This is a genomic window from Arsukibacterium sp. MJ3, from assembly GCF_000987765.1.
Taxonomy (GTDB): domain Bacteria; phylum Pseudomonadota; class Gammaproteobacteria; order Enterobacterales; family Alteromonadaceae; genus Alishewanella.
On the sequence record NZ_LAHP01000021.1, the window covers coordinates 34,922 to 58,943 of the forward strand.

A 24,022-nucleotide genomic window follows, 5' to 3' on the forward strand; every position below is an offset into this window, starting at 1 on the left:
ATAGCTATCAACTAACATTAAAAGTTAATTACCAGCGGCTCTGAGCACTGCGCTGTAGCATCCAGACATAAACGATAAGTCACGCTGTTAATTGCTGCATCTTTAAACTGATCATTGTAACGTCCTGGCCGACTTAACATTGCCACCGGGCTGTCATCCCGGTACAAGGTCAGCGCTTGCTCCGCATCACTACTCCAGCGCAATTGCACCAGTGTCGCGCCCGAGCGACCACGATTTACCCGGATTAATTCCAGTGTTGCAGTTAACGGTGGATACACCGGTGCCAGCTGCAGCGCTACAATGACCGGATCATGATCGGAAGAACGATAAGCGTCAGGTGCGTAATAGTCATATATTTGCTGTTCAGTTTTAAATTCAACGTTGTAATCCAGGGCGATGGGCTCATCGGCATTGATGTTCCATTTCGCTGCATCGGCCAGTACATCCAGCGCAGATTGATTGAGCAAGGCATGATCCAGCGATCCCACTAAGCCCTGAAACACATAGCCATAACTGTCGGCTTTATCTAACGCCTCAAACACATTGTAGTAACCGGCTTGTGCCAAAGTAGTGATCGGGTCTTCTTTGGCATAGGCATTTAAGTCACCAATAACCATTGCCGGTATATCAGCATAGTGCTCATCTGCAAAAATACCAATAGCTTGCGCCGCACGTGTCCGGCTGATATTGCAATTACCCTGGCCATCGCCATTATCACCATCAGCAGCACCACAGCCTGAACCTTTCGATTTCAAATGGTTCACCATTACTACAAACTCGGCATCGTTTGCGATTAACCGAAAGCGCTGCGCCATCATGGGTCGGTTGCGGTTATCATCAAATAACGGCTGGCCAGCATCGTCTAACGCCGAATTGTTTGAATCAAGTAAACGGGCAGCCTCTACCGGTTGCAATAAATCAGCACGATAAAGCAAGCCAACCGTTATTTGGTCAGTGCCAATCGGGCTTACCGCCGTTTGTACAAACTGCCATTGGGGTTGACCGCTTGCTTCTCTCAAACCGTCAACCAAATCAGCTATCGCTGAGGTGCTGGCAAAGCCATCGTTTTCCAACTCCATTAAACCAATAACAGTGGCATCCATTGCGGCCAACGCGGCCAGAATTTTTTCTCGTTGCCGTTCAAACTCGAAAGCAGAATTGGCACCACGTGCTGTAGGGAAACCACCACCTAAGCCATCGCCATTAAAATAATTTAAGACATTGAAACTGGCCACTTTTACATTGCCATCTGAGTGTAACGTCGGAGCTGCCGTTCTTGGGTTGTCTGCCAGGATGGTTACCGGCTCACTTGGCATAATGCGATATTCACTGAATGAATAATGTAGAGTACCCGTTAAACCTACTATGGTGTCCCCGCCACGCACTGGGTTAGCTGCAGATAAGCCAGGCGCGGGATAAGGAACCTGGGCCGGATTTTGAACCGTACTATTGTCATCCAGAATAATCCGGTTTAAGCGCTGCGCTGCAGCCAGGGCAATGGCATCCGCACCTGGAGCAACCACCTGGGTTGGCGTATAGCGCCGGCCATTGGCCAGTGTCAATTCACCAAAACGCCCCAGGGTAAAGGTATCGTTAACCGTTAACGCCTGCTCAAATCGCACCAACATCCCTTCTACGGCTTCAAGTTCAGCTAGGCTAGCTACCGGCAAGGTCAGCAGTGTTGCTGCTGGCAACTCACTCACACCACAATCAAGGGTAGCACTAACATTGGTCAGTTGAGTATGGCCATTAAATTCGGCTACCGTTGCCAGCAACCTTACGCGTTGGCCTGCTGTAACGCCAATATCCGAGCTGTTTACGAAAACAAACACGCCTTCTGAAGTGGCCGGATCAGCATCTTGTTCAGCACCAACTGCCTGAACATTAAAGCCACGTAAGCCAGGTAATGTTTGGGTAACTACCGCTTCTACCTGAACGACCTCTCCCAGCAACGGGCTGGCAGCACCACTACCCTGAATAGTAAAAATAGCGGTAGCGGTGTTACCGCAAATTAAAACCGGATCAGGTTCTGGTTCGGGTTCTGGATCGCCTGGCCCACCGCCGCTGCCATTAAATAAACCAATATCACTAAAATCGTCCTGAGGAAAACCGGCCCACTGTGCCGCAGGGTCAAAACTATCAGTAGGGTCAATGTCATAGCTAACCGCGTTGCGGCGCAAAGTATCGTTTGCCGTAGTAATATCGCCACTACCCCAGGCAGAACCGGGATCAACACCAATTTGGCCAATTGAGTCAATAACACTATCATTTTTGGTTAGTGTAATCGCATCATCACCATTCCAAAGACTTTGCCCAGAAGTTTGATCCGCTAGCGCTACCAGTGCAGCAGCAGCATTACTGGAGGCATAAACAAAAGTACTGTTTGCTGGAACAATACCCTGCAAATTTATAGTGGTTCCTACATTAACATTACCATTAAAATACACCTTTACTGCATAAGGTGCTAAATCAATACTGGCAGCCGTTGGGTTAAAAAACTCTAACGCTTTATTGTTACTGCTACCTTCAATATATTCGGAAATAAATAAGTCGGCATGAACTGCCGGCGCCAATAACATGGCGATGGTTGCTGATAATATCCTGATTTTCATTTATTCTTCCTGTTTTAATTATTAAGGACAAGCGAATATAAACTGCCTTTATGTCAGATTCATTAACTTTGGTTAAATTGGACAACCTATTTTTTTACATCTAGATGTCAGCAAATTTTACTCGCAGCCAAGTCCTTGTTTTACAATTACTCCTAAAACAATGTAGCCATCAAGACATCTTAATTAAGTGGCATGCCTTTCATCTTTTTGCCAAATCATGTTTACTAGTCAGCCGTTTATATATTGGAGTAGTAAAATGTTTAAAGTTAATCAGTATTTTGAAGGCAAGGTGGCCTCTATCGCTTTTGCCGGGGAGCAATTACCGGCTACTGTTGGTGTGATGGCGGCAGGAGAGTATGAATTTTCAACCAGCCAGCATGAAGTAATGACAGTAATAAGCGGCGCATTAACGGTGTTACTGCCGGGGTCAACGGACTGGCAAACCTATATTAGTGGCCAGCATTTTCAGGTAGCTGCGAAAGTTAAGTTTCAGGTTAAAGTAATTCAGGATACCGCTTATCTGTGTACTTATGCATAATGACGGTTGATTACGATTAATTAAGAGTAAGCAATGCGCGGTATGCGAAGCACTGCCAAACAACCTGAACCGCTAAAACGCTCAGAAGCCATGAACCTACGCCAGACCGTCAAAACACTCTGGCCTTATTTAATGGAATTTAAAGGCCGTGTTGTGCTGGCAGTACTAGCATTGATAGCCGCCAAAGCCGCTACCTTGTTAATGCCATGGGCATTAAAGGAAATTATCGACGCGCTCGATACTAAAGTCAGCACCATCATTATATTGCCCGCCGCCTTACTATTACTGTATGGCGGCTTACGCTTTGCCTCGGTATTTTTCGGTGAATTACGCGATGCGCTATTTGGTCGGGTAACCGAGCATGCCATGCGCCAAATTGGCTTAAAGGTGTTCAAACATCTACACAGCCTAGAGTTGGCCTTTCACCTTGATCGGCAAACCGGCGGTATTAGTCGTGATATTGAACGCGGCAGTAACGGCCTAAGCTTCCTGCTACGTTTTTTAATGTTCAATATTGTGCCAACCCTGTTTGAAATTCTGGCAGTCGCGATTATTTTCAGCCTGTTGTTTTCGCCGCTGTATGCGGTTATTACCGTTATTGCTGTTGGTTTATATATCTTTTTTACCGTAACCGTTACCGAGTGGCGCAATAAATTTATTCGTGAAGCAAACCAGGCTGACAACACCACGAACAGTAGAGCCATCGACAGTTTACTAAATTATGAAACGGTTAAATATTTTAATAATGAGCGCTATGAAGCCGACATTTACGATGGGTTTTTGGCACAGTGGGAGCAAGCACGGTTAAAAAACCGTTTAAGCCTGCTGGCACTGAACTCTGGTCAGGCACTAATTATTGCCGCAGCCATTACCGGTTTAATGTGGCTGGCTGCGGCAGAAGTTAAGCAGGGCAATATTAGCCTGGGCGAACTGGTGATGGTTAATGCCTACATGATCCAGCTATTTCTGCCACTGAATTTTTTAGGGTTTGTTTATCGGGAAATTCGCCGGGCATTAACCGATTTAGAAAATATGCTGGGGCTACTTAACCGCCAGCCCGCTATTGCCGACACTGCTGACGCCAAAACCCTGCAACTACAACAAGGCACGCTGCAATTTCAAAATGTGCAATTTGGCTATCAGCCAGACCGTCCTATTCTGCAGGGCTTAAGCTTTAGCGTACCTGCGGGCAGTAAAGTGGCTATTGTTGGGGCCAGTGGTGCCGGCAAAAGTACTTTGGCTCGCTTGTTATACCGTTTTTATGCCCTAAACGCCGGTAAAATTGAGCTGGATGGGCAGGATATCAGCAGCATTACGCTAGATAGTTTGCGCCGCTCAATTGCTATCGTGCCACAAGACACGGTGCTGTTTAATAGCAGCATTAGAGACAATATTCACTATGGCAACCCCGAAGCCAACGCTGCCGATATTGAGCAGGCAATTAATCTGGCTCATCTTCGCGGGTTTATCGACAGCCTGCCGCAAGGTGATGCAACAGTAGTCGGCGAACGTGGTTTAAAAGTTTCTGGTGGTGAAAAGCAACGCATCGCCATTGCCCGGGCTATTTTAAAAAAATCGTCCATTCTGGTATTTGATGAAGCCACCTCAGCACTGGATTCCAGTTCCGAGCAAGCCATTTTACAAGCCATGCGTGACGTGGCCCGCAACCACACCAGTCTGGTTATTGCCCACCGTTTATCTACCATTACCGATGCCGACAATATTATTGTGTTAAAAGACGGCAAGTTAGCAGAACAAGGCAACCATCAGCAGTTAATTGCCCGACAAGGCGAATACGCCAGAATGTGGCAGTTACAACAGCAGCAGCAGGATTGAGCCAGATCAACGCTAGTTGGCAAAAAGCAGTCTATGCTTAAACTGACTCGTAAAATAATAGGGATCATCATGCCGCTACAACAACTAAAACATAAATTATTAGTTCTGAAAGCTCAGTTAGAGCACCAACTGTCGGCTATTGCTCACGATTTTAAGCAAGGCCGCAGTGCCGACTCTGCCGAACAAGCAGCAGAGCGGGAAAATGAGCAGGTGTTAAACAGTTTAGAGCATAATGCCGCCGACGAACTGCAGCAAATAAACCATGCACTGCAGCGGATGGAACAGGGTAGTTATCTGGACTGCAGCCAGTGTGGTGCAGACATTGGTCTGGCCCGCTTAAACGCCGTACCGTTTACCACCTTATGTATTGATTGCGCTAACACATCACTGTAACAACTAAAATATAGTTCGCGAAACCCCTGGCGGCTCGCTGGCAAGCAAACTTACAACTGATATGCTAGGCGACATTATTATTTACAGGGAAAGCATAATGTTATTAGCAGTGTTGGCGTTAATTTCTGGCTTGGCATTATTAGTCTGGAGTGCTGATCGTTTTGTTGATGGCGCGTCGTCTACTGCCCGATATGGCGGCATGCCGCCATTACTAATCGGTATGCTGGTTGTCGGTTTTGGTACCTCAGCACCAGAAATGGTGGTATCAGCCATGGCGGCTGCCGATGGCAACCCGGCGTTAGCACTAGGGAATGCCTACGGTTCAAACATTACCAATATTGCACTTATCCTTGGCTTAGTGGCCTTGATAAGCCCGATTAATGTCAACTCTCAGGTGTTAAAAAAAGAATTACCGCTGTTATTAGCTATTACCTTATTTGCTGGCTGGCAACTGTTTGATCATCAGTTAAGCCGGGTTGATGCCTGGTGTTTACTTGGCGTGTTCGCTGCGGTAATGAGCTGGTCAGTCTGGCAAGGTATGCGCAACCCCCAGGATGCGCTGGCAACTGATATGACCACTGAACTTAGCAGTAACAGCATGACCCTAAAACAAGCCTTAAGCTGGCTGGTAATAGGTTTAGTATTGTTAATTATTGCCTCGCGCTTGCTGGTGTATGGTGCCGTTTATATTGCTCAGGGCCTGGGGGTTAGTGATTTAGTTATTGGCTTAACTGTTGTGGCTATTGGCACCTCTTTGCCTGAACTTGCGTCATCCTTAATGGCAATAAAAAAAGGCGAACACGATATTGCCTTGGGTAATATTATTGGCTCAAATCTGTTTAATACTTTAGCCGTTGTCGGTATTGCGGCGTTAATTCAACCAATGAGCATTGACCCCATGCTGTTAACCCGCGATTGGACCTTAATGTTTGGCCTAACCGTTATGGTATTAGTATTAGGTATCGGCATTAAAAAGGCCGGGCGAATTAACCGCCTGGAAGGCGCGCTGTTATTAGCGATATTTTTCGGTTATACCGGTTATTTAATTAGCACCGCCTTCTGAGCGAGCCGGTGATCGTCAGCGCGACTAAAACCGTAATTGTTGCTGTTATCGCCAAATTTGGAGTTATCGGCAATGAAAAAATTATTTTTTGATGGCAGCTGTGCGCTGTGCCGCCACGAAATTAAATGGTTAGGTCCGAAGTTGCGGCAAAAACTACAACTGGTAGACATTAGCGAGCAGGATTTTCAAGGTTATCAAGGTGCCAGTAAACAACAAATGTTGGCCGTTATTCATTTATGGGACGGTAGCCAATTTATTACCGGTATAGACGCTACGCTAAGCTATTGGCGGCTGGCCGGTTGGCGCTTTTTGCCATGGCTAATGAGTACCCCGCTCTGCTACCCTGTTGCTAAATGGGGGTATAATCGCTGGGCTGCCAGCCGGCAACGTTGCAGCAATAACCAGTGCGACACGCTCTAATGCACTCAAGCCGTCGCCGCCGCGTAACCACCTTTAAACCCGGCCATGAGCAACAGTTACTGGCGTTACACAGTGCCATAGCCGATAAACTGATAGCCGATCCAAGCCTGGTGCCACCCCTGGTAGAAAAATTAGAGCAACGTTATCAGGCTGGCCTAATTAAACACTATGCTTATATACGCTGGTCTAGTTTGCTTGATGCGTTGGACGATCCGGCGTATTTTAAAACAGCCTTGCTAGAAAACTCAGAAACGATGCGCCGTTTACGTCATAAAAGCCTGCTAACTGGCATACTGACCGAACAAGAACGTGCTGCTGCCTTACAACCCCTGCTTTAACGCTTTTAATCGCATAGAAATCTCTGCTTACAGTGTTTTTGTTTTAGTCCGGCGCAGTGCTGTGCTATTACTTGGGGGTGATATTACTTCAACCGCAAAATAATAACTTCAGAGGATTTGCATGTTTACACCAAAGCAACTTGCACTGCTGTGCGGCATTGGGCTGGGCCTAACGGCCTTCACTGCCCAGGCCGATAGCGCAGATAATCAAACCCGTCTGCTACAACAGCCTGATATAACAGCAAATAAGCTAGCGTTTGTATATGGTGGCGATATCTGGGTAACCGACCGGGATGGCCAAAACCCACGCCAGCTTACCAGCCATCCGGCCAGTGAATTTGCCCCAACGTTTTCTCCCGACGGCAATTGGCTGGCCTTTTCAGCCAGTTATGACAACAACACCGATGTGTATGTAATGCCCGCCAGTGGCGGCCCAGCAACGCGGCTAACGTTTCATCCAGGTACCGACACCGTTAATGGCTGGAGTCCGGATGGCAAAAGCGTACTATTTGCCTCCAACCGGGAAATTGCCAACAGTCGCAGTAATCAGTTGTACCAGATAAGTGTCGATGGAGGGTACCCCAGCAAATTGATGGCAGCAGTTGCCTTTGAAGGTAAGCTGTCAGCTGATGGTAAAAAGTTAGCCTACCGGCCAAACAATATGGCGTATAGTGGCAGCAGTGGCTGGCGCTTGCACCGTGGTGGCAGCACACCACCGGTGTGGATTATTGATTTAGAAAAACAACAACTGGAGAAAATCCCCCACCCCAATGCCAACGAATTTAACCCATTCTGGCTTGGCGACACCGTGTATTTTTTATCTGATAGAGACAACACTGCCGTTAACCTCTTCCACTATCGTGATAAGCAAGTGCAACAACTCACTAAAAATACCGACTGGGATCTACGCAGTGCAGCGGGCCATGGCAACAGCATAGTGTATGAAGCCGGTGGCTTTTTACATCAGTTTGACGTTAGCACAGGCCAGAGCACGCCAATTAACATTAGTATTAACACGCAGTCAGTTCAAAAACGGCCACAGTGGAAAGATGCCAGCAAAACCCTCACCAGCGCCCGGTTATCCACCACCGGCCAGCGGGTTATAGTTAGTGCCCGTGGCGATATTTTCACGGTACCGGTAGCAGATGGCTCTACCCGCAACCTTACGCAAACTAGCGGTGTACGTGAATTTGACGGTATATGGAGCCCGGACGCGACTAAACTGGCCTATATTTCCGATGCCGGCAATAAGCACCAGCTGGTAATTGAAGTTCAAGATGGGTTAAGTGCACCCGACAGCTTTGCCCTGGCCGACACTGGCTATTTTAACTTGTTAAGCTTTTCGCCCGATGGCAACCTAATTGTTTATCACGACAATCATTTAAACCTGTACGCCTTTAACCTGAAAACCAAACGCAGCCAAAAGCTCGATACCTCAAAGCGTCGCACCGAATTTAAGGTGTCGTTCTCGCCCGATAGCCGCTATCTGGCCTATACCGTGGCAGCGGCTAATTATTTTAGCCAGATCACGTTATTTGATTTTACTAACAATAGTGCCAATCTCATTACCGACGGCATGAGCCACGCTGATGACCCGGTATTTACTCAGGATTATTTATACTTTACTGCCTCGGTTAATACCGGCCCCTCTCAGGTAGGCCTAGATTTATCTACCCGCGAGCGGCCGGTGCGCAAAGCCCTTTATGCCTATGTGCTGGCCAGTGACGGTAAATCGCCGCTGTTAGCAAAAAGCGGCGATGAGCCCGCAAAGGCAGCGGCAAAAAAAGACGATAAAAAAGATAAGGATGACAATAACGTTGCCGTTAAAGCAGTTAAGCTTGACCTGAGCGGCCTGCAAGACCGCATTGTTGCCTTACCGGTAGCCGAGCGAAACTACGACAGCTTAAGCGTCGCCAGCGACGGCGCACTATTTTATCTGGAGCGAAACCAGCCAGGTAGCAGTAACGAATTGCCCGGCGCCGATGGCCGCAACAATGCTACCTTGTACCGGTTTGACTTTGAAGAAAAAAAATCTGAAAGCGTTAAGCAGGATATTGCCAGTTACAGCTTAAGCGACGATGGCAAAAAAATACTGTTGTTAAGCATGCCAAACAAATTAGAGGTGGGCGATGCCAAGGCCAAGCCAGAAGCTAAAGCAGTAGCGCTGGCAGAGGTTCGCAGTTTTATTGACCCCGGCAAAGAGTGGCAACAAATTTTTGATGATGCCTGGCGCATGCAGCAAGCGTATTTTTACGATGCCAATATGCATGGCATTAACTGGCAAGCCATTTACGACAAATACCAGCCTATGCTAGCCCACGTGCAACGACGGGAAGATTTAAACGACGTGTTGGTACAAATGATTGCCGAACTGCAGGTAGGCCATAACCGTATTGGTGGCGGCGATGTGCATCAGGAAGGCAGCAGTAAAGTGGGTCTGCTGGGTGCTGATTTTGCCATTAACAATGGCAAATACCAGTTTACCACCGTATACCAGGGCGATCGCTGGAGCCCCTTTTTAAAAGCACCATTAAACGTTCCGGGCGCCAGTGCTAAAGCCGGTGATTATTTACTGGCGATAAATGGCCAGCCACTTAACGCCAGCGATAATGTGTTTGCCTTGCTGGATAACACCCAGGGTAAACAGACTGTATTACGCATTGCCGACGATGCCCGTGGCAAAAACCAGCGTAATATCACCGTTGAGCCGGTAGCTAACGACAGCCAGTTGCGGCTGTGGCACTGGGTAGAGCAAAACCGGCAGCTGGTGGCAGAGCAAACCGATGGCAAAGTAGCCTATGTTTATTTACCCAATACCGCAGACGGTGGTTTTTACTTTTTTAACCGCATGTTCTTTGCCCAAACCGACAAACCGGCGATTATTTTAGATGAGCGTAAAAACGGTGGCGGCCAGGCAGCGAACTACATTACTGAAATTCTCGGCCGGCCATTTTTATCCGGTTGGAAAGACCGTGATGGTTTGGTCTTTACCACACCGGGCGGCGGCATTTATGGCCCGAAAACCATGTTAATAGATCAGGACGCCGGCTCTGGCGGCGATTTTCTGCCTTGGGCCTTTAAACGCCTGAATCTTGGTAAAACCATCGGCACCCGTACCTGGGGCGGTTTAATTGGTATTTCTACTAACCCACCGATGATAGATGGCGGCTTTCACGTAGTACCGTTTTTCCGCTTCTACACCCCAGACAATGAATGGCGGGTAGAAAACGAAGGCGTAGCACCAGATATCGAAGTGGAACTGGACCCAATAGCCGTAAATAAAGGAGTAGATGTGCAATTGCAGCGCGCCATTGAGCATACCTTAAAAGAGCTAAAAGCTAACCCACCAAAAGACTTTAGCAACGCACCAGCCATGCCAACAACATTGGGTTTATAACCCTTAACCCTTAACCCTTAGCCTTTAACACTAAAACCGCTGCCCGGCAGCGGTTTTTTTTTGCTTGGCGCAAAAAGGTGTCAGCATATTTTGCAATTTACAACTTTAGCAGCAAAGTTAAAGGGGTAAGTACTTGTATAAAAAGCTTATTACAATTCTGGTTTAAATCTTGCTTATTTTTTAACCATGTTTAAAAGCAACTTTAAAAAGTAGTATCGCTAGCCCTTATCTTTCCTGTCGTTTAGCTGTCGGCAAGTAAACCGCCCACGTTCAATAGTAACTATTAAGGAATATTTATGACTGCTAAACTAAAACTACTTACCCTGCCCTTGTTAGCGCTGTTTTTATTTAGCCAGTTTGCCGATGCCGGCCTGGTTAGAACTAGCGGCAGAGGCACTTTAACGCTTAATTACTCGCAGGCTTTTTATTATGTTGATAACCAATATCTAAACGAAGTAGGCATTATTGAATCGGCCTTTAATTTTGATGCCCCTTTTGCCGCTAACAGTATTTTACGGGCGGTGGGCGGTGGTGGCCGCGGTTTAGGCTCAGTGCCTAATGATTGTATTAAAGGCTATACCAGGGACGATTTAAATAATTTAGAACAAGAAATTGATTTTCTGCGATCCGAATTAAGTGAGGGACGCATTACCGAAGCGGAATTTGATACTCTAGTCGCGCAATTAGAGGCGGCTATTTATGGCGAGCCTTGCGTATGGCAGTTTGCCCAGGGTGATGCGCTGGATATGTTTGGTTTTTTTAGCCTGTATTTTGACACGCCAGATGTTAGCTACGACGTTAAATGGAATATTAACGGTATTACTCTACCCGGCGATATTAATACCGCCGGAGATTTAACAACCCCGGACGGCATTATAAAAAATGGTTGGGTAACTTTAAATACGCCACCGACTACCGATTTCGCGCCGGGTGATTACCTGGCCTTTGTTAGCGTTGGCCTATCTTCCACTAATGGCAGGTTTTTCTGGAGCAGCAGCCAGCCTGGAAATGAAATAGTATTTGAAGAGAAATGTATTGAAAAACCTAACCCTGACTTTGATCCAGACGGCTCTGGCGAAGATAATGAACCCTTTATTTTCGTATGTGGTTATACCAGCGTTTATCAGTCTAACTCGGAGATTATTTCTGCACCAACCTCGTTTTTCTCGGACGCTGAAATATTACGTATTCTGCCAGCAGTTACTGGCCCTATTACGCCCGTTAACGCACCGGCCACTATCACACTGTTTTTAATAGGCTTAGTAACCATTATAGTAAGACGACAACGTAAAACCGTCAGCTAATATTTTACAAATATGGATAAAAAACGACAAAACAGGCTTTCGCTTGTTTTGTTGTTTTCCCTTTTAAGCCTATTACTCACTAAACAATTTTAGCGCTTCGGCTTTTTGCCGGGCTAAGTCCTTATCCATAAACTGAATTAACTGTTGAAACTCAGGCTCGCCTACCAAGCTTTGCAGCAGCGGATCATACTTGGTCCACCATTCCCGCCAGCCTATTTCAATTGCTTTTGCCAGTGCCTGAACAGCCTCGGTTGGCTGGCCATTTAACGCATAAATCCGTGCTGCTAAATAGTGTAGTTCGAAATAAGCTATTGACGATTGTAGTTGCTGCTCTAATAAGCTATTGCACTGCTTAATTAAACTTTGCGCCGAGGCTTTGTTGCCCAGCTCACGCTCAGCCCAGGCCACCTCAATTGCCGGCGAGCAATGTGGCATACCAAACATATCCTCCGCCTCAATCAACGCTAAATTATCAGTCAATAATTTCAGCGCCTGAGGTTTATTACCAAACATTGCCTGGTACCACCCCGCCTCAAACTGCAGCCAGTAATCGTCTGGGCTTGCCGCCAGCTTAAAGTCCATTCTTGAAAATAACTTGGTAAAATCTTGTTCAAAAATTAATAAGGTTTCCTGATAAAAATCGGTGGTGCTGGTCCAGGCTGGATCACTGGCTTTTTGCTTCACAATGTCGGTTAAGCCCAACTGCACCAGCGGGCCAATCAATTTATGGCCCAAAGTATGGTTATCAGGCGAAAGCTTTATGGCTCGTTGCGCTTCAGCAATAGCACCAACCAAGTTGCCCTGGCCAAAATAGATATCGGCTAAACCCTGATGAGAAAACGGTGATTGTGGGAAATCTAGTTGCATTTGCTTAAAAATAGCGATTGCCTCGTCAAAGCGGCCAAATTTGCTCAGTGTTATCCCTAAGTTTTGACTAATGCTGTGAAATAACGGATCAAGTTGCTGTGCTTGCGCTAACGCCAGCAAGGACTCATCAAAGCGCTGTAGTGAATTTAATGCCAAAAACTTCCACATATAAGCAATGGCTAGGCTGGGATTTAGCTGTATCGCCTGCTCATAATCTGCGATGGCTAGCTCAAACTTATTTTGCATAAAGCCAATTAAGCCCCTTACCGCATAAGCTTCAGCCAATTCTGGCTGGCGTGTCAGCGCTTTATCAATATTTTGCTGCGCTAAGCTCACTGCTATATCTTTATTTATTACACCAAAGCCTTGTACAACTGTGTCACCCTCAGCCAACAACAATAAAGTATCCGCCAGCCCAACATAGCCTCTGGCATACTCGGGATCGAGTGCCACCGCTTGCTCAAATAACTGCCGGGCCTGTTGCATGGCTTCGGTGGTTTGTTTACGATACTGCTCGCGGCCCTTTAAGTACATTACATACGCATCGGCACTGCGGGTGCTGGCCAGGGTGTTAAAACTACCTGCCTCAAGGTATTTATCCTGCAGCAAATTAACCACCGAGCGGCCAATATCCTGCTCAATATCAGATACTTCGGTTAGGTCCCGCGCATAGCTATTGCTCCACAGCGTGCTGCCGCTATTAACATTCAGTAATGTTACCCGCACATTTAACCGCTTGCCAATCGCCTGCACACTGCCACTGAGCACGGTATCGACTTGTAACCGCTGGCCAATTTGCTGTGCCGTTAAGCCTTGTTCACTTAAAAACTGGCTGGAACGCGAAGCCGATACTTTAAAGTTACCGGCACTGCCCAGTAAGCTGGTCATTTCCTCTGCTAAACCCAGCGCTAAATAGCCCTGGTCTTGCGCCGGGCTGTTATCACTAAATGGCAACACAGCAATAGTGCTAATGGCAGTGCGGGCTAAACGGGCTTGTGCCACGGCCTGCTGTTTTGCTAACTGCTGCTGCTTAATAGCCGTAAAATACTCCACCCCAAGGTAGACACTAACCAGCATCACCAGGGTAAGACCAGCGAAATGGCCAAGTTGCCACGATGTTTTGCCAGCAGAGGCTTGCTCGTTAAGGTCTGGGGTTCGTTTAACCCCCGCCAGGCTAATATCAAAATACCAGGCAAAATAAATAACCAGTGGCAAGCAGCAGATTAACAACACAAACAAGGCTGAACCTAGCAGCGGGTTAAGATTTAACGTCGGAGTAAGCACCGCGATAATTTGCAAAACTAACCAACATACGCCCAGATAGACCAATAATGATTTGAACACCGCGCGGCGCTTTAACTCACTGAATAATTTTTTCAAAATAAGATAAATACTTATACGCTAGCTGAATAGCCTAAGAATAGACCAACTTTTGTATCTTACGCAGCTGCCGCATAAGTTATTAGCAGATTTTGCTAAAAAGCATAGCACCCCGCCAGAAAGAGCCATTTCACACAGCTTATGCTGGCAATAACATTTTCAAAAAACACATCTGTACACTGAAAAAAGAAAAGCACACAAATCACTTAAAAAAATAATATGTTTATTTTTAGTGTCTTATACTTAAATGCACAAATTTAATTTATCACGATCTGGCCAAACCAGATATTTTAGTGTACAAGTGTGCGCTGAAATTATCTGTATGTCTTAGTATCGGGAAACCACTTGTGGATCAACTTTTGTTACGACTGTGGCGCTCATTTTGCCTGATGCTGGGTAACCAGCCAACCTTACGGCTGTATTTTCTGCCTTTATTACAGCGGTGTTGGCCAGGCTATATGCCGCATTTATATCGCGCTACGTTACTGGATAAGCAGTGGCAAACCGACGACATGCTGCAGCTTACTCTGCAGGTATCTGGCCGCTGGCCTGGTTTTGTGCCTGGCCAGCACATCGTACTTAGCATTAACCACAATGGCCGTTACCTAAGCCGTACGTTTAGTATTTGCTCGTCGCTTAAGCTGTGGCACAGCCAACGGCATATTCAGTTGTGTTGCAAAGTGAATGCACAAGGTGGCGTTACCCCACTGCTGCAGCAACTGCAAACCGGCACCATGCTAAGTATCAGTAAAGCGCAGGGCGATTTTTACTGGCAGCAACCTGCAAACGCAGCGGTATTTATTGCTGCGGGCTCAGGTATTACCCCTATCGCGGCTATGTTGCTAAGCCAGCGCCATTGGTTAGCGCCGGTAACCTTGTATTATCGCTGTCGCGGGGAAGAAAACGCGGCCCTGCTAAGCGCGCTACAACAACTGGCAACCAAGCAACCGCTTTTTTCTTTACAGCTATCGGATAGCCGCATTGAACCGGCAGCGCACCTGCAAGCAGAATGTTGTGCTAACGCTAATGCTAAACAATTTTATCTGTGCGGCCCGGCAGCGTTTATGCAGCACATGCGGGCTGCACTAATCAGTAGCGGGGTAAGTGCAGCGCATATTAAGCAAGAGCAATTTGGCCTTGCCCTGCTTATGCCAGTTATAACGCCGGGCCAGCAGGCAGGCAGTACCGAACCGCTAACAGCCCGTTTTATTCGTGCTGGCACTGCCACAGAAATTACCCTTAATAACCAGCAAAGCTTGCTACAAAATGCCGAGCAGCATGGCCTTAGCCCTCGCTTTGGCTGTCGAATGGGCGTGTGTTTTCAATGTGTTTGCGACAAAGTATCCGGCCAGGTGCGTGATATACGCAGCGGCGTGTTAAGTGGTCATGGTAGCGAGCAAATTCAACTTTGCGTTAGCCAGCCGGTAACCGAACTTGTAATTAAGCTGTAACAGGACATTAAATGAAACTGACTACTGAACAATACCAGGCGCTTGAGCACGAGCTGGATAGCCTGAAACAACAAGTACAGGCGCAACTGGGCGAGCACGATGCACGCTATATACGCCGCGTTTTGCTGCTGCAGCGCTTAAGCGCCCTTAGCGGCCGCGTATTGATGGTGCTGGGTTTTATTACGCCCTGGCTGTGGCTACTTGGCGTGCTGTTATTAGCGCTGGCCAAAATTCTCGACAATATGGAAATTGGCCACAATGTATTGCACGGCCAATACGACTGGATGAATGACCCTGTATTGCACTCAAAACGCTATGAGTGGGATATTGCCTGCGATGCCGGCTCATGGCAGCGTACTCACAATTTTGAGCACCATACCTACACCAATATTATTGGCAAAGACCGTGATTTTGGTTACGGTTTGCTGCGCTTAAGTAATGATTTTCGCTGGCGGCTGCGTAACCTATGGCAAGGCGGCACGTATTTATTACTAAGCATGTTGTTTCAGTGGGGCGTGTCTTACCATGAATTAGCCGGCCAACGGGTATTTGCCGGCAAGAAAAAAACCGATCGCCTTACTCAGGTAAGCGACAGTGCACTGAAAAAAGCCTTTTTTAGTAAAGGTGCCCGGCAACTGTTAAAAGACTATGGTTTTTTCCCGTTAATTGCCGGCCCAATGTGGCTGTGGGTGTTAACGGGTAACCTGTTGGCCAATTTAATCCGCAATGTATGGACCTCAACGGTGATTTTTTGCGGCCATTTTACCCAAGACGTGCATGTATTTACCGCTGCACAGTGCGAAGGCGAAAGCCGTGGCCAATGGTATTACCGGCAGATGCTGGGGTCATCTAACTTTACCGGCCCGACTTGGCTACATATTTTAACCGGTCATTTAAGCTGCCAGATAGAACACCACTTATTTCCGGATATTCCGGCACGGCACTATCCGGCGATGGCAAAACAAGTACAGGCCGTAGCAGTGAAGTATGGCATTCCTTATAACAGCGGCAGTTTTGTAAGACAATACGGCACGGTATTCTGGCGCATTTTGCGCTATTCGCTACCCGGCGGTGAAAAAGCGCTAAAAACGCTTTAACGCTCGGTTTTCGTTGCTGCTTTACCGGCTGCACGTGATGATCACCGCACAATACCACCAGCAGGTTTCCTACCATGGCGGCTTTGCGCTCGTCGTCAAGCTCCACTACGTTGCGCGCAGGGGCGGGTGATTGTCAGGAGGTTCTGCTTCGCAGGAAAAATGCCACAATTACTGATGTTACCGTACCCATCACCGCAGCGCCTATCAGGCTTTGTACTATATAGCTTGATAACGTAAAGTACGCAGCAGCTTCGTCCGGCGTCATCATCTGCTCTGTAACAGCGTAAGCCTGGACATTGGCAAAGTAATCGGGGCTTATAAAAGTATGGAATAACCACTGAGATACCGGACTTAGCACTACTACAACCAGGGTTATCAGCAAACCGGCAACGATGCCCTGTTTCCAGCGCATCATCCCGTTGTGATCCCGCCGTTTTTTCTGGCGCAGTGCCAGCACGAAAATCAAAATGGCAGGTATGGCAAACAGGTTGGTATAGGTGGCATGATGCTCAATATAAGCCCCATGCAGCCCAACAATGTGCTCCAGCCACAGCCATAACAACATCACTAGCGTAAAAATAACGCCCCAGCGTAGTTCCGTCAGATATTTTTGCATAACATATTGTTCTTATTGGGTTAGGCACCGCAAAACTATAGCGCTTTTTACTCTAAACGCCAGCCACTTTTTGCTAGTAGAAAATTAGCGGATTGTTGTTGTAGATCATATCAATCCGCTGCTGGCAGGTCGCGAGCCCGGTTACGCTGTGTTATGCTGTTTTACTCAGTTTCGCCTGACAGGGTTTGTAATTTTATGAGCAGCGTTTCCTCTCTTTATCTTTTTGTAGAACGCACCTTTTTTGGCACATTAAGCCGGAAAATAGTCGGCAACATCAGTTTTCTGGCTGTTTTTTTTCTGCTGGCGCTGTATCTCGCTTACCCCGAAGGTGGCGCCAATGGCCGCTGGTGGACTCTTTTGGTGCTGGGCCTCAGTGCCTTTATTTTTACCATTGGTTATATGCATCACTTATTCGTCCGGCCAGTAAAAACCCTGGTGGCGGCGCTGCACGATACTAACCGCAAAGGCACCGATTTAAACCTGCGTCTGCCGGCGTTCACCTTTGATGAGTTTCGTACCCTATCTGAAGAGTACAACCAGTTTGTCAGCCAGTTGGGCGTATTGCTGGCTGATATTCACCAACAGGCACGCGAAACGCATCAGGTAAATGAACAGGTTTCGACTGCCGTAAAAAGTACCCGTCAGCATTTACAGGATACTGAAAAACGCAGCGGTCAAATTCGTCGCGATAGTGATCAGGTGTTAGATAATCTGGCCGAAATTGTCCAGCATGGCGATGAAGTTAACCAGGTATCGGGCCATGCGGTAGATAAAGCAAAAGTGGCCAGTGGCCAGATGCAGCAACTGAGCGACCAGCTGGGCGGTATTGTTAAATTGTTAGACACCTTTGGCACCACCATTAATGGCCTGCATAAAAACTCCGAAAATGTGCGGCAAATTCTGGTTATGGTAGAAACCTTTTCTAATCAGACGAACCTGCTGGCCCTTAACGCTGCCATTGAAGCCGCCCGCGCTGGTGATGCCGGTCGGGGTTTTGCCGTGGTGGCCGATGAAGTACGTACCCTGGCCGCTAAGGTAAATGATGCCACCAAGCAAATTTCCGGTTTTTTAAATGAAATGGAACAACTGGTGGCTGAAACCCGTTCCGAGTCACAAAGCCTGAATCAGCAAGCGCAGCAGGCCCAGCAACAAATCGCCGATACCAGCGGTGAATTTGGTAAATTACAGCAGGAATTACAGCAAGCGAAAAGTGGTATTCAGAACATCAGCCAGACCGTATTGCAGCTGGAACAACGCTATCAGCAAACGCACCAACATTTAACAGCCATAGAAACGGTGACATCTGATGCCCACCAGCAGATGGCATCTATTGACCAGGCAGCGAAAGACTTACTAAGCGGCACCGCCCGCACCCAGCAGCAACTGGGCCGTTTTGCCCGCAGCTAAGTTATCACATGATAATTGGGGTCACAGATAATTGGGGTCAGATCAAAAAATTACGTAAGAAATGTGCAGAAAATGAGCAAGTTTAACGTTTCTTCATAAATAGTTCTGGCGACATTTGCGGCGAGGTCTTCGTGGTGGAAACCACTTCCTACGGATCCTTTGCGCCTCAGCTTTGAAAACGCAGCAACAACCAGACAGCAGCCCATGCAGAAAATCCTGTCAACATAGCGCCCCACGTTGTGTCGGTCACAACCATCACCCACGACCAGTCTTTCATGATCGACATGGACGTGAATTCGTAGGTCCCGTAAGCCATCGCGCCGATAATCGCGCCATGCAAACCCGCGCGGGCTGGATCCGCGTCACGCAACGCGGGCATTGAAACAAGAAAAACCAATCCGGCAACATAAGCGAGATAAAATAGTCCAGCTGGGGCCAACATCAGACCATCTCGCATTGAATCGCCAAGATGTTGCGTAAAAAGTGGCTTCATCACAAAGGTAAGCATTACGGCGTCCAATGCGAGAAATATTAAGGCGGTAAGGAAATATAAGGTCACAGTGTCCACTCCGAGGATTTTTATCCAAAGACGCAACGCAGAAATTTTATCACTGAGAATCAGCGAAACGTCGCATTTTCAATTAGTTTATTATTAGGATCTAAACCAATCGACTTAATCCATTTAAGCACCATTCGAAAATAGCTCCGTGTCGTTATATGCATGCCCTTTTTGCATTCGGGAGGGAAACAAAAAATCGACATACTTCAATGATTTATTATCTATCCATGCTTTGACTGTTTTGCGGGTTAGTGGCGTGATTTCAAACTGAACGTGCGTACCTGTTTTGTGTTGAACGATACTGGTTCTGGCCAGAATATCACCAGAGCGCATGATATCTGCTACTTTAAGTGCAACAAGATCACAAGCTCTAAGCTTTGAATAAATCCCAAGATTGAACATAGCCAATTCCCTAATATTATTGGCGATCTCAAGCCTCGTTCGAATCGACCAAATTTCTTGTAGTTTCAACGGCACTTTTTGCCCAACAAGCCGGCCTTTATTCCAAGCAATACGTTTGTCCATAATGACCTCCCGATAATTTGACAAGCCATTAGGTGATATCTTGGTATAGACACAAAGCTGTCGAAAAGGAAGCTTATTTATTAAACAAATTGAGTAGGTCTTTATTAAGGAGCTTCCGCTTTGGGCCGATAGTTGGTAGACCTAATGATTCCATTTGATTCATCAACGACCAGGCAGTAAATCAATCTCATGCTTTGTATAAAAATAGGCCACAACGGCACTAACGATAACCACAATCACAATCGTATAAAACATTGATATCATCGGAAAATCGTACACCATAATCAACACATAATTGATCGAGCCTGGAATAACAAGTTGGCGCGCAATTCCCAAATATAAGGGGAACATAGGCTTTTGAATGGCCTGCAAAACCGCGACGCTTTGAAACAACACTACATAAGCATAAAACGCTAATGTATCAATTCGAAGGTAGGTTATGCCTGTGCTTTTGATGCTCTCGCTATCAGTAAATAAACCAACGGTAAAGGGGGATAAAAACCACATCAGCGGAATGGACACCACCGCCATGGCAAGCCCAATCAGTAAACTTTTTTGAAACGCCTCTACGATGCGTTCGTTTTTGCCCGCCCCCATATTTTGCCCTACGATAGCCATAACAGCGCTATTTAGGCCCAGCGCAGGCAACAACAGTACTTGCTCAAGACGTAAACCAATGGTGTAACCCGCAACATGTTCACTGCCAAATTGACCTATTAAGGCCACTGTAATGAAGCTGCCCAAGACAATCGTCAACATATTAAAACTTGCTGGTAGCACTTGCCTCAACAAAGCCTTATGTCGTGGCCAATCAAATCTGGGCCTGATACGTATTTCTAAGCGCTTAGCTAACACCCGCAACAAGTAAAAAGCCGTCGCAAACTTTATCACGACAGTTGCCAAGGCAATGCCACTGACACCCAGACTTAGGGCAAAGGTAAACAACGGATTTAAGATAAAGTTAGCAAAAAAACCGATGACCAAAGCATTGCGATTTGATTTGGTATCACCAAGCGCCATCAAAACACCTGCGGCACCAAACGACAAGATAAAGCCAACAGAGCCGGCCAACGTTACCCACAAATACTCCATCGCCAAAGGTTCGATATGCGCTTCGGCGCCAAGTAAAACCACCAAAGGCTGAGCGGTAAAATAACCAATAACACATGATGTCGCACTAAAGCCAATGGCCATACCGCAGACATTATTCACCCAGTCTTTTACTCCGCTGGTGTCGTTTCGTCCAGCGCCAGGAGCAATCATGGCCGAAGCACCTGACTGGATCCCAATACCAATCGACAAGAGTAAGAAAAATACGCTTGAAGCAATCGACATGCCGGCCAGTGCATCGGCCGACAAATAACCCGCAAACCAAATGTCAGTTAGATTGTATAGCGTGTTAAACAACATGCCCATTGACGCAGGTATAGCAAGTCGGATCATATGCGATAAAATCGAGCCACTGGTAAGAGAGGGGTCAGGAGACCTCGTTTTAAACTCTGGTGCCGCAGGTTTGATGGCAAAATTCCTTAGTAGACAATATTAATGAATGTTTTGTTAGCAGCGCTTAAAGGTGACAACGTATGACGGCTGTTGGCACTTAACAGCCCGTCAATTCAAAGCTTATCGGCTTCGTTGAGTGAGAAGACGGAAGTGACGCTTACTTTCCAGCGTAGTTCCGTCAGATATTTTTGCATAACATTTTGTTCTTATTAGGTTAAACACAGCAGAACTATAGCGTTTTTATAACAAATACCACGGTAACCCGTTAAGCGGTTTCAGCTTGCTGCTGCCACCATTGTAAAAGCTCAGTGGCATTGCCCTGCATTAGCACCGGTAAGCCGCGCTTTTGCAATTGATACAGATACATTGGATCGTAGTAGTCGCACAGCAACCGCGCTATCCAACTGCGATGTAAGCTGATATCGCCACTGCGTTGTTGCTCAGACAACGCTTGCAGCAGTAAAGCATTTAACTCTTGGTACAGCGCGCCGCCTAATCGCTTACGAATACGCGCCATTGCTTGTTGTAGCATGCTGCTAAATTCACTAAAACCTTGCTCACCATACAAATCTACTGCTTCTTGTCGTAAATCGATAATGTAATCTTGTAGTATTACCTCGATACGCTCACTCAGCGGCTCTTGCAATAATAACTGAGGGCTTTGCTGCATCGCCTGATACAGCGAAGGCGGCAGGGTGCGCTGCCCAATCAGCAGGCTTTCATCTTCCAGCAGCAAGTAAGCCGGTTCAGTAGCCTGCACCCGCAGCAGCGCCCCGGCTAAATCGTTTTCAAAGCGAATTTGGCTTGGCTGCGCAGCCAGCTTACGACCAAACGCTGAGCCACGATGGTTGGCCAGTGCTTCTAAATCAACGGCGTTTAACTGTTGTAATAAACGGGTTTTTCCGCTGCCGGTTGGCCCGGCAAGCAGTAACAATGGTTTGGTTGCAGCGTAATTAATGGCGTTAATGGCGGCCTGACGCAGTGCTTTAAAGCCGCCGGTTACCCGTGGATACACCACACCGGCCTCTGCCAACCACTGCTGGGAAATTTGCGAACGTAGCCCGCCACGGGCGCAGTACAACATACCTTGTGGCTGTGCTAGGGCAAAATTACGCCAGGCCTCTACCCTAACGGCTTTTATCGCGCCATTCACCAGTTGGTGGCCCAGCGCTATTGCCGCTTGCTGGCCTTGTTGTTTATAGCAGGTGCCTATGGCCGCGCGCTCGGTATCACTCATTAAAGGCAGGTTAACACTGCCACTAAAAGCACCGCGGGCAAACTCCAGTGGCGCACGTAAATCTAGCAGCGGGATCTGCTGACAAAGTATGTCGTGGTAGTTCTCGCTTAACGGCAAGTTAATGTTCATTACACCCAAGCCTTAACGTACACGGACACGATGGCCTTTTTTCTGCAAGGTTAGCTCGCCAATAGGTTGTAGCATTAAATCGTACTCTACCGCCAGATGAATAAAGGCCGCTTCAGCCTCTGGGCTAACCGCCACCAACAAGCCACCACTGGTTTGCGGATCACAAAATAAGGCCTGCTGCTGCGCACTTAACGGTGATACCTTAGCACCATAGCTGGCAAAATTTCGGCCGCTTCCACCGGGTATACAACCTTGTGCGATATAATCGGCTACATGCGGCAACAACGGCACCGCATGGCTGTCCAGCTCGGCATTAACGCCACTGCCTTCGCACATTTCCAGTAAATGGCCCAGCAAGCCAAAACCGGTTACGTCGGTCATGGCATTAATACCATCCAGCTTAGCAATATCAGCGCCTATACGGTTTAACTGCACCATAGTATCGCGCGCTAATGTAGCGTGTTCAGGTTGCAGTTTTTTCTGTTTTTGTGCCGTGGTTAATATGCCCACACCCAATGGCTTGGTTAAATATAAACGGTCACCCGCTTTGGCGCTGTTGTTTTGTGTTAAGTTGCTAATAGCCACTCTACCCGATACTGCCAAGCCAAATATCGGCTCTGGTGCGTCAATACTGTGGCCTCCGGCCAGCATAATGCCGGCCTCTTTACAGGTATGCCGGGCCCCTTCCAGCACTTGTTGTGCCAGCTCGGCAGGTAACATATTTACCGGCCAACCCAAAATGGCGATAGCCATTAACGGCTGGCCACCCATGGCGTAAATGTCACTAATGGCATTAGTGGCGGCAATGCGGCCAAAGTCAAAGGCGTCATCACAAATGGGCATAAAAAAATCGGTGGTGCTAAGCAGCGCAGTACCATCGCCCAAATCGTAGGCCGCAGCATCATCTTTTGTAGCATTACCTACCAGCAGATTACTATCGGTAAAACTCAGCTTGGTTTTAAGAATAGTATCCAGTACTTGCGGCGAAATTTTACAGCCACAACCAGCGCCATGGCTATATTCGGTTAATTTGATAGCAGATAAATCAGACATAACAGCACTTCACTAATCCGTAATAGCGCCAACATACCCAAAGCCATTTGCAATAACAAGGTTTCATTTAGCGGTGAATGCCCGCTGGTGAAGCTTATTACTAGCCAGATACCGGCAACCGATTGGTACAAACTCATCTCAAATCCAACGGTTGCTGATGCACTACTTGATAGACTATTACACAACAGCCACCGCGTCGAATTAGCAGGAGAATCGATGAGAAAACTAGACCAATCCGATCACTTAGCGTAAAAAGAGACTTGGCGAAAAAGAAGGTTATGAAGCGATCGGATAGAA

The 24,022-nt window shown here is 47.2% G+C and carries 21 protein-coding genes; 12 read left to right on the forward strand and 9 right to left on the reverse strand.

Annotation, left to right across the window (positions count from 1 at the left end):
- Positions 1–17: 17 nt before the first annotated feature.
- Positions 18–2,612, reverse strand: a complete 2,595-nt coding sequence (locus tag VT06_RS14060; RefSeq protein WP_046554956.1) for an ExeM/NucH family extracellular endonuclease — start codon at positions 2,610–2,612, stop codon at positions 18–20.
- 256 nt (positions 2,613–2,868) lie between these two features.
- On the opposite strand from VT06_RS14060, the gene VT06_RS14065 reads away from it, so the two are divergent.
- The 8 genes from VT06_RS14065 to VT06_RS14100 all read left to right on the forward strand — a co-directional run bounded on the left by VT06_RS14065 (position 2,869) and on the right by VT06_RS14100 (position 11,901).
- Positions 2,869–3,150, forward strand: coding sequence for a pyrimidine/purine nucleoside phosphorylase (locus VT06_RS14065; RefSeq protein WP_046554957.1), 282 nt, complete (start codon positions 2,869–2,871; stop codon positions 3,148–3,150).
- Between the two features lie 33 nt (positions 3,151–3,183).
- Positions 3,184–4,986, forward strand: a complete 1,803-nt coding sequence (locus VT06_RS14070) for an ABC transporter ATP-binding protein/permease (protein WP_046554958.1) — start codon at positions 3,184–3,186, stop codon at positions 4,984–4,986.
- Positions 4,987–5,019: 33 nt separating this feature from the next.
- Entirely contained in the window at positions 5,020–5,379 is a 360-nt protein-coding gene (locus tag VT06_RS14075) for a TraR/DksA family transcriptional regulator (RefSeq protein WP_235357437.1), read from the forward strand.
- A gap of 97 nt (positions 5,380–5,476) precedes the next feature.
- Positions 5,477–6,442: a calcium/sodium antiporter gene (locus tag VT06_RS14080; protein WP_046554960.1), complete on the forward strand. Its 966-nt coding sequence runs from the start codon at positions 5,477–5,479 to the stop codon at positions 6,440–6,442.
- A 72-nt stretch (positions 6,443–6,514) separates the two neighbouring features.
- The gene (locus VT06_RS14085; RefSeq protein ID WP_046554961.1) at positions 6,515–6,862 is read left to right on the forward strand and encodes a thiol-disulfide oxidoreductase DCC family protein; all 348 of its coding nucleotides are present in this window, start codon (positions 6,515–6,517) and stop codon (positions 6,860–6,862) included.
- Complete coding sequence (locus VT06_RS14090; protein WP_200897992.1) at positions 6,847–7,200, forward strand: hypothetical protein; 354 nt, start codon at positions 6,847–6,849, stop codon at positions 7,198–7,200. Before VT06_RS14085 ends, VT06_RS14090 begins: the two co-directional genes overlap by 16 nt.
- 121 nt (positions 7,201–7,321) lie before the next feature.
- Positions 7,322–10,597, forward strand: coding sequence for a S41 family peptidase (locus VT06_RS14095; RefSeq protein ID WP_046554963.1), 3,276 nt, complete (start codon positions 7,322–7,324; stop codon positions 10,595–10,597).
- Between the two features lie 296 nt (positions 10,598–10,893).
- Positions 10,894–11,901 (forward strand): hypothetical protein, encoded by a 1,008-nt coding sequence (locus VT06_RS14100; protein ID WP_046554964.1) that lies wholly within the window; start codon positions 10,894–10,896, stop codon positions 11,899–11,901.
- A gap of 72 nt (positions 11,902–11,973) precedes the next feature.
- Here the strand turns inward: VT06_RS14100 and VT06_RS14105 are convergent, their stop codons facing one another.
- Entirely contained in the window at positions 11,974–14,148 is a 2,175-nt protein-coding gene (locus VT06_RS14105; RefSeq protein ID WP_052750287.1) for a tetratricopeptide repeat protein, read from the reverse strand.
- A 347-nt stretch (positions 14,149–14,495) separates the two neighbouring features.
- On the opposite strand from VT06_RS14105, the gene VT06_RS14110 reads away from it, so the two are divergent.
- Both VT06_RS14110 and VT06_RS14115 read left to right on the forward strand, forming a co-directional pair.
- Positions 14,496–15,599: a flavin reductase family protein gene (locus VT06_RS14110; RefSeq protein ID WP_152659034.1), complete on the forward strand. Its 1,104-nt coding sequence runs from the start codon at positions 14,496–14,498 to the stop codon at positions 15,597–15,599.
- 11 nt (positions 15,600–15,610) lie between these two features.
- Entirely contained in the window at positions 15,611–16,696 is a 1,086-nt protein-coding gene (locus VT06_RS14115; RefSeq protein WP_082122542.1) for an acyl-CoA desaturase, read from the forward strand.
- Positions 16,697–16,829: 133 nt separating this feature from the next.
- Here the strand turns inward: VT06_RS14115 and VT06_RS14120 are convergent, their stop codons facing one another.
- Positions 16,830–17,312 (reverse strand): DUF4199 domain-containing protein, encoded by a 483-nt coding sequence (locus VT06_RS14120; protein ID WP_046554967.1) that lies wholly within the window; start codon positions 17,310–17,312, stop codon positions 16,830–16,832.
- A 195-nt stretch (positions 17,313–17,507) separates the two neighbouring features.
- Here VT06_RS14120 and VT06_RS14125 point away from each other — a divergent pair, with 195 nt between their 5' ends.
- Positions 17,508–18,719, forward strand: coding sequence for a methyl-accepting chemotaxis protein (locus VT06_RS14125; protein ID WP_046554968.1), 1,212 nt, complete (start codon positions 17,508–17,510; stop codon positions 18,717–18,719).
- A gap of 166 nt (positions 18,720–18,885) precedes the next feature.
- Here VT06_RS14125 and VT06_RS14130 read toward each other — a convergent pair whose 3' ends face one another.
- The 6 genes from VT06_RS14130 to VT06_RS18480 all read right to left on the reverse strand — a co-directional run bounded on the left by VT06_RS14130 (position 18,886) and on the right by VT06_RS18480 (position 23,862).
- A complete protein-coding gene (locus VT06_RS14130) occupies positions 18,886–19,287 on the reverse strand; it encodes a DUF2177 family protein (protein ID WP_369796919.1) in 402 nt (133 codons plus the stop codon).
- A 114-nt stretch (positions 19,288–19,401) separates the two neighbouring features.
- Positions 19,402–19,803 carry a hypothetical protein gene (locus tag VT06_RS14135; RefSeq protein ID WP_052750288.1) on the reverse strand — a complete coding sequence of 134 codons (402 nt, stop codon included), beginning with the start codon at positions 19,801–19,803 and terminating at the stop codon, positions 19,402–19,404.
- Positions 19,804–19,965: 162 nt separating this feature from the next.
- Positions 19,966–21,246, reverse strand: a complete 1,281-nt coding sequence (locus tag VT06_RS14140) for an MATE family efflux transporter (protein ID WP_046554970.1) — start codon at positions 21,244–21,246, stop codon at positions 19,966–19,968.
- Between the two features lie 325 nt (positions 21,247–21,571).
- Positions 21,572–22,672 carry a tRNA 2-selenouridine(34) synthase MnmH gene (mnmH, locus tag VT06_RS14145; RefSeq protein WP_046554971.1) on the reverse strand — a complete coding sequence of 367 codons (1,101 nt, stop codon included), beginning with the start codon at positions 22,670–22,672 and terminating at the stop codon, positions 21,572–21,574.
- A 12-nt stretch (positions 22,673–22,684) separates the two neighbouring features.
- Complete coding sequence (gene selD, locus VT06_RS14150; protein WP_046554972.1) at positions 22,685–23,725, reverse strand: selenide, water dikinase SelD; 1,041 nt, start codon at positions 23,723–23,725, stop codon at positions 22,685–22,687.
- Complete coding sequence (locus tag VT06_RS18480) at positions 23,698–23,862, reverse strand: hypothetical protein (protein ID WP_200897994.1); 165 nt, start codon at positions 23,860–23,862, stop codon at positions 23,698–23,700. Before VT06_RS18480 ends, selD begins: the two co-directional genes overlap by 28 nt.
- Here VT06_RS18480 and VT06_RS17845 point away from each other — a divergent pair.
- Positions 23,813–23,977, forward strand: a complete 165-nt coding sequence (locus tag VT06_RS17845) for an ATP-binding protein (protein WP_369796920.1) — start codon at positions 23,813–23,815, stop codon at positions 23,975–23,977. The two genes, VT06_RS18480 and VT06_RS17845, sit on opposite strands and share 50 nt — an antisense overlap.
- Positions 23,978–24,022 lie beyond the last annotated feature (45 nt).

Coding starts and splice junctions, on each gene's coding strand:
- VT06_RS14135 (WP_052750288.1), bottom strand. CDS start 19,803: ATGGACAAACGTATTGCTTGGAATAAAGGCCGGCTTGTTGGGCAAAAA.
- VT06_RS14080 (WP_046554960.1), top strand. CDS start 5,477: ATGTTATTAGCAGTGTTGGCGTTAATTTCTGGCTTGGCATTATTAGTC.
- VT06_RS14115 (WP_082122542.1), top strand. CDS start 15,611: ATGAAACTGACTACTGAACAATACCAGGCGCTTGAGCACGAGCTGGAT.
- VT06_RS14125 (WP_046554968.1), top strand. CDS start 17,508: ATGAGCAGCGTTTCCTCTCTTTATCTTTTTGTAGAACGCACCTTTTTT.
- mnmH (WP_046554971.1), bottom strand. CDS start 22,672: ATGAACATTAACTTGCCGTTAAGCGAGAACTACCACGACATACTTTGT.
- VT06_RS14085 (WP_046554961.1), top strand. CDS start 6,515: ATGAAAAAATTATTTTTTGATGGCAGCTGTGCGCTGTGCCGCCACGAA.
- VT06_RS14100 (WP_046554964.1), top strand. CDS start 10,894: ATGACTGCTAAACTAAAACTACTTACCCTGCCCTTGTTAGCGCTGTTT.
- selD (WP_046554972.1), bottom strand. CDS start 23,725: ATGTCTGATTTATCTGCTATCAAATTAACCGAATATAGCCATGGCGCT.
- VT06_RS14120 (WP_046554967.1), bottom strand. CDS start 17,312: ATGCAAAAATATCTGACGGAACTACGCTGGGGCGTTATTTTTACGCTA.
- VT06_RS14140 (WP_046554970.1), bottom strand. CDS start 21,246: ATGATCCGACTTGCTATACCTGCGTCAATGGGCATGTTGTTTAACACG.
- VT06_RS18480 (WP_200897994.1), bottom strand. CDS start 23,862: ATGAGTTTGTACCAATCGGTTGCCGGTATCTGGCTAGTAATAAGCTTC.
- VT06_RS14075 (WP_235357437.1), top strand. CDS start 5,020: ATGCTTAAACTGACTCGTAAAATAATAGGGATCATCATGCCGCTACAA.
- VT06_RS14070 (WP_046554958.1), top strand. CDS start 3,184: ATGCGCGGTATGCGAAGCACTGCCAAACAACCTGAACCGCTAAAACGC.
- VT06_RS14065 (WP_046554957.1), top strand. CDS start 2,869: ATGTTTAAAGTTAATCAGTATTTTGAAGGCAAGGTGGCCTCTATCGCT.
- VT06_RS14095 (WP_046554963.1), top strand. CDS start 7,322: ATGTTTACACCAAAGCAACTTGCACTGCTGTGCGGCATTGGGCTGGGC.
- VT06_RS14060 (WP_046554956.1), bottom strand. CDS start 2,612: ATGAAAATCAGGATATTATCAGCAACCATCGCCATGTTATTGGCGCCG.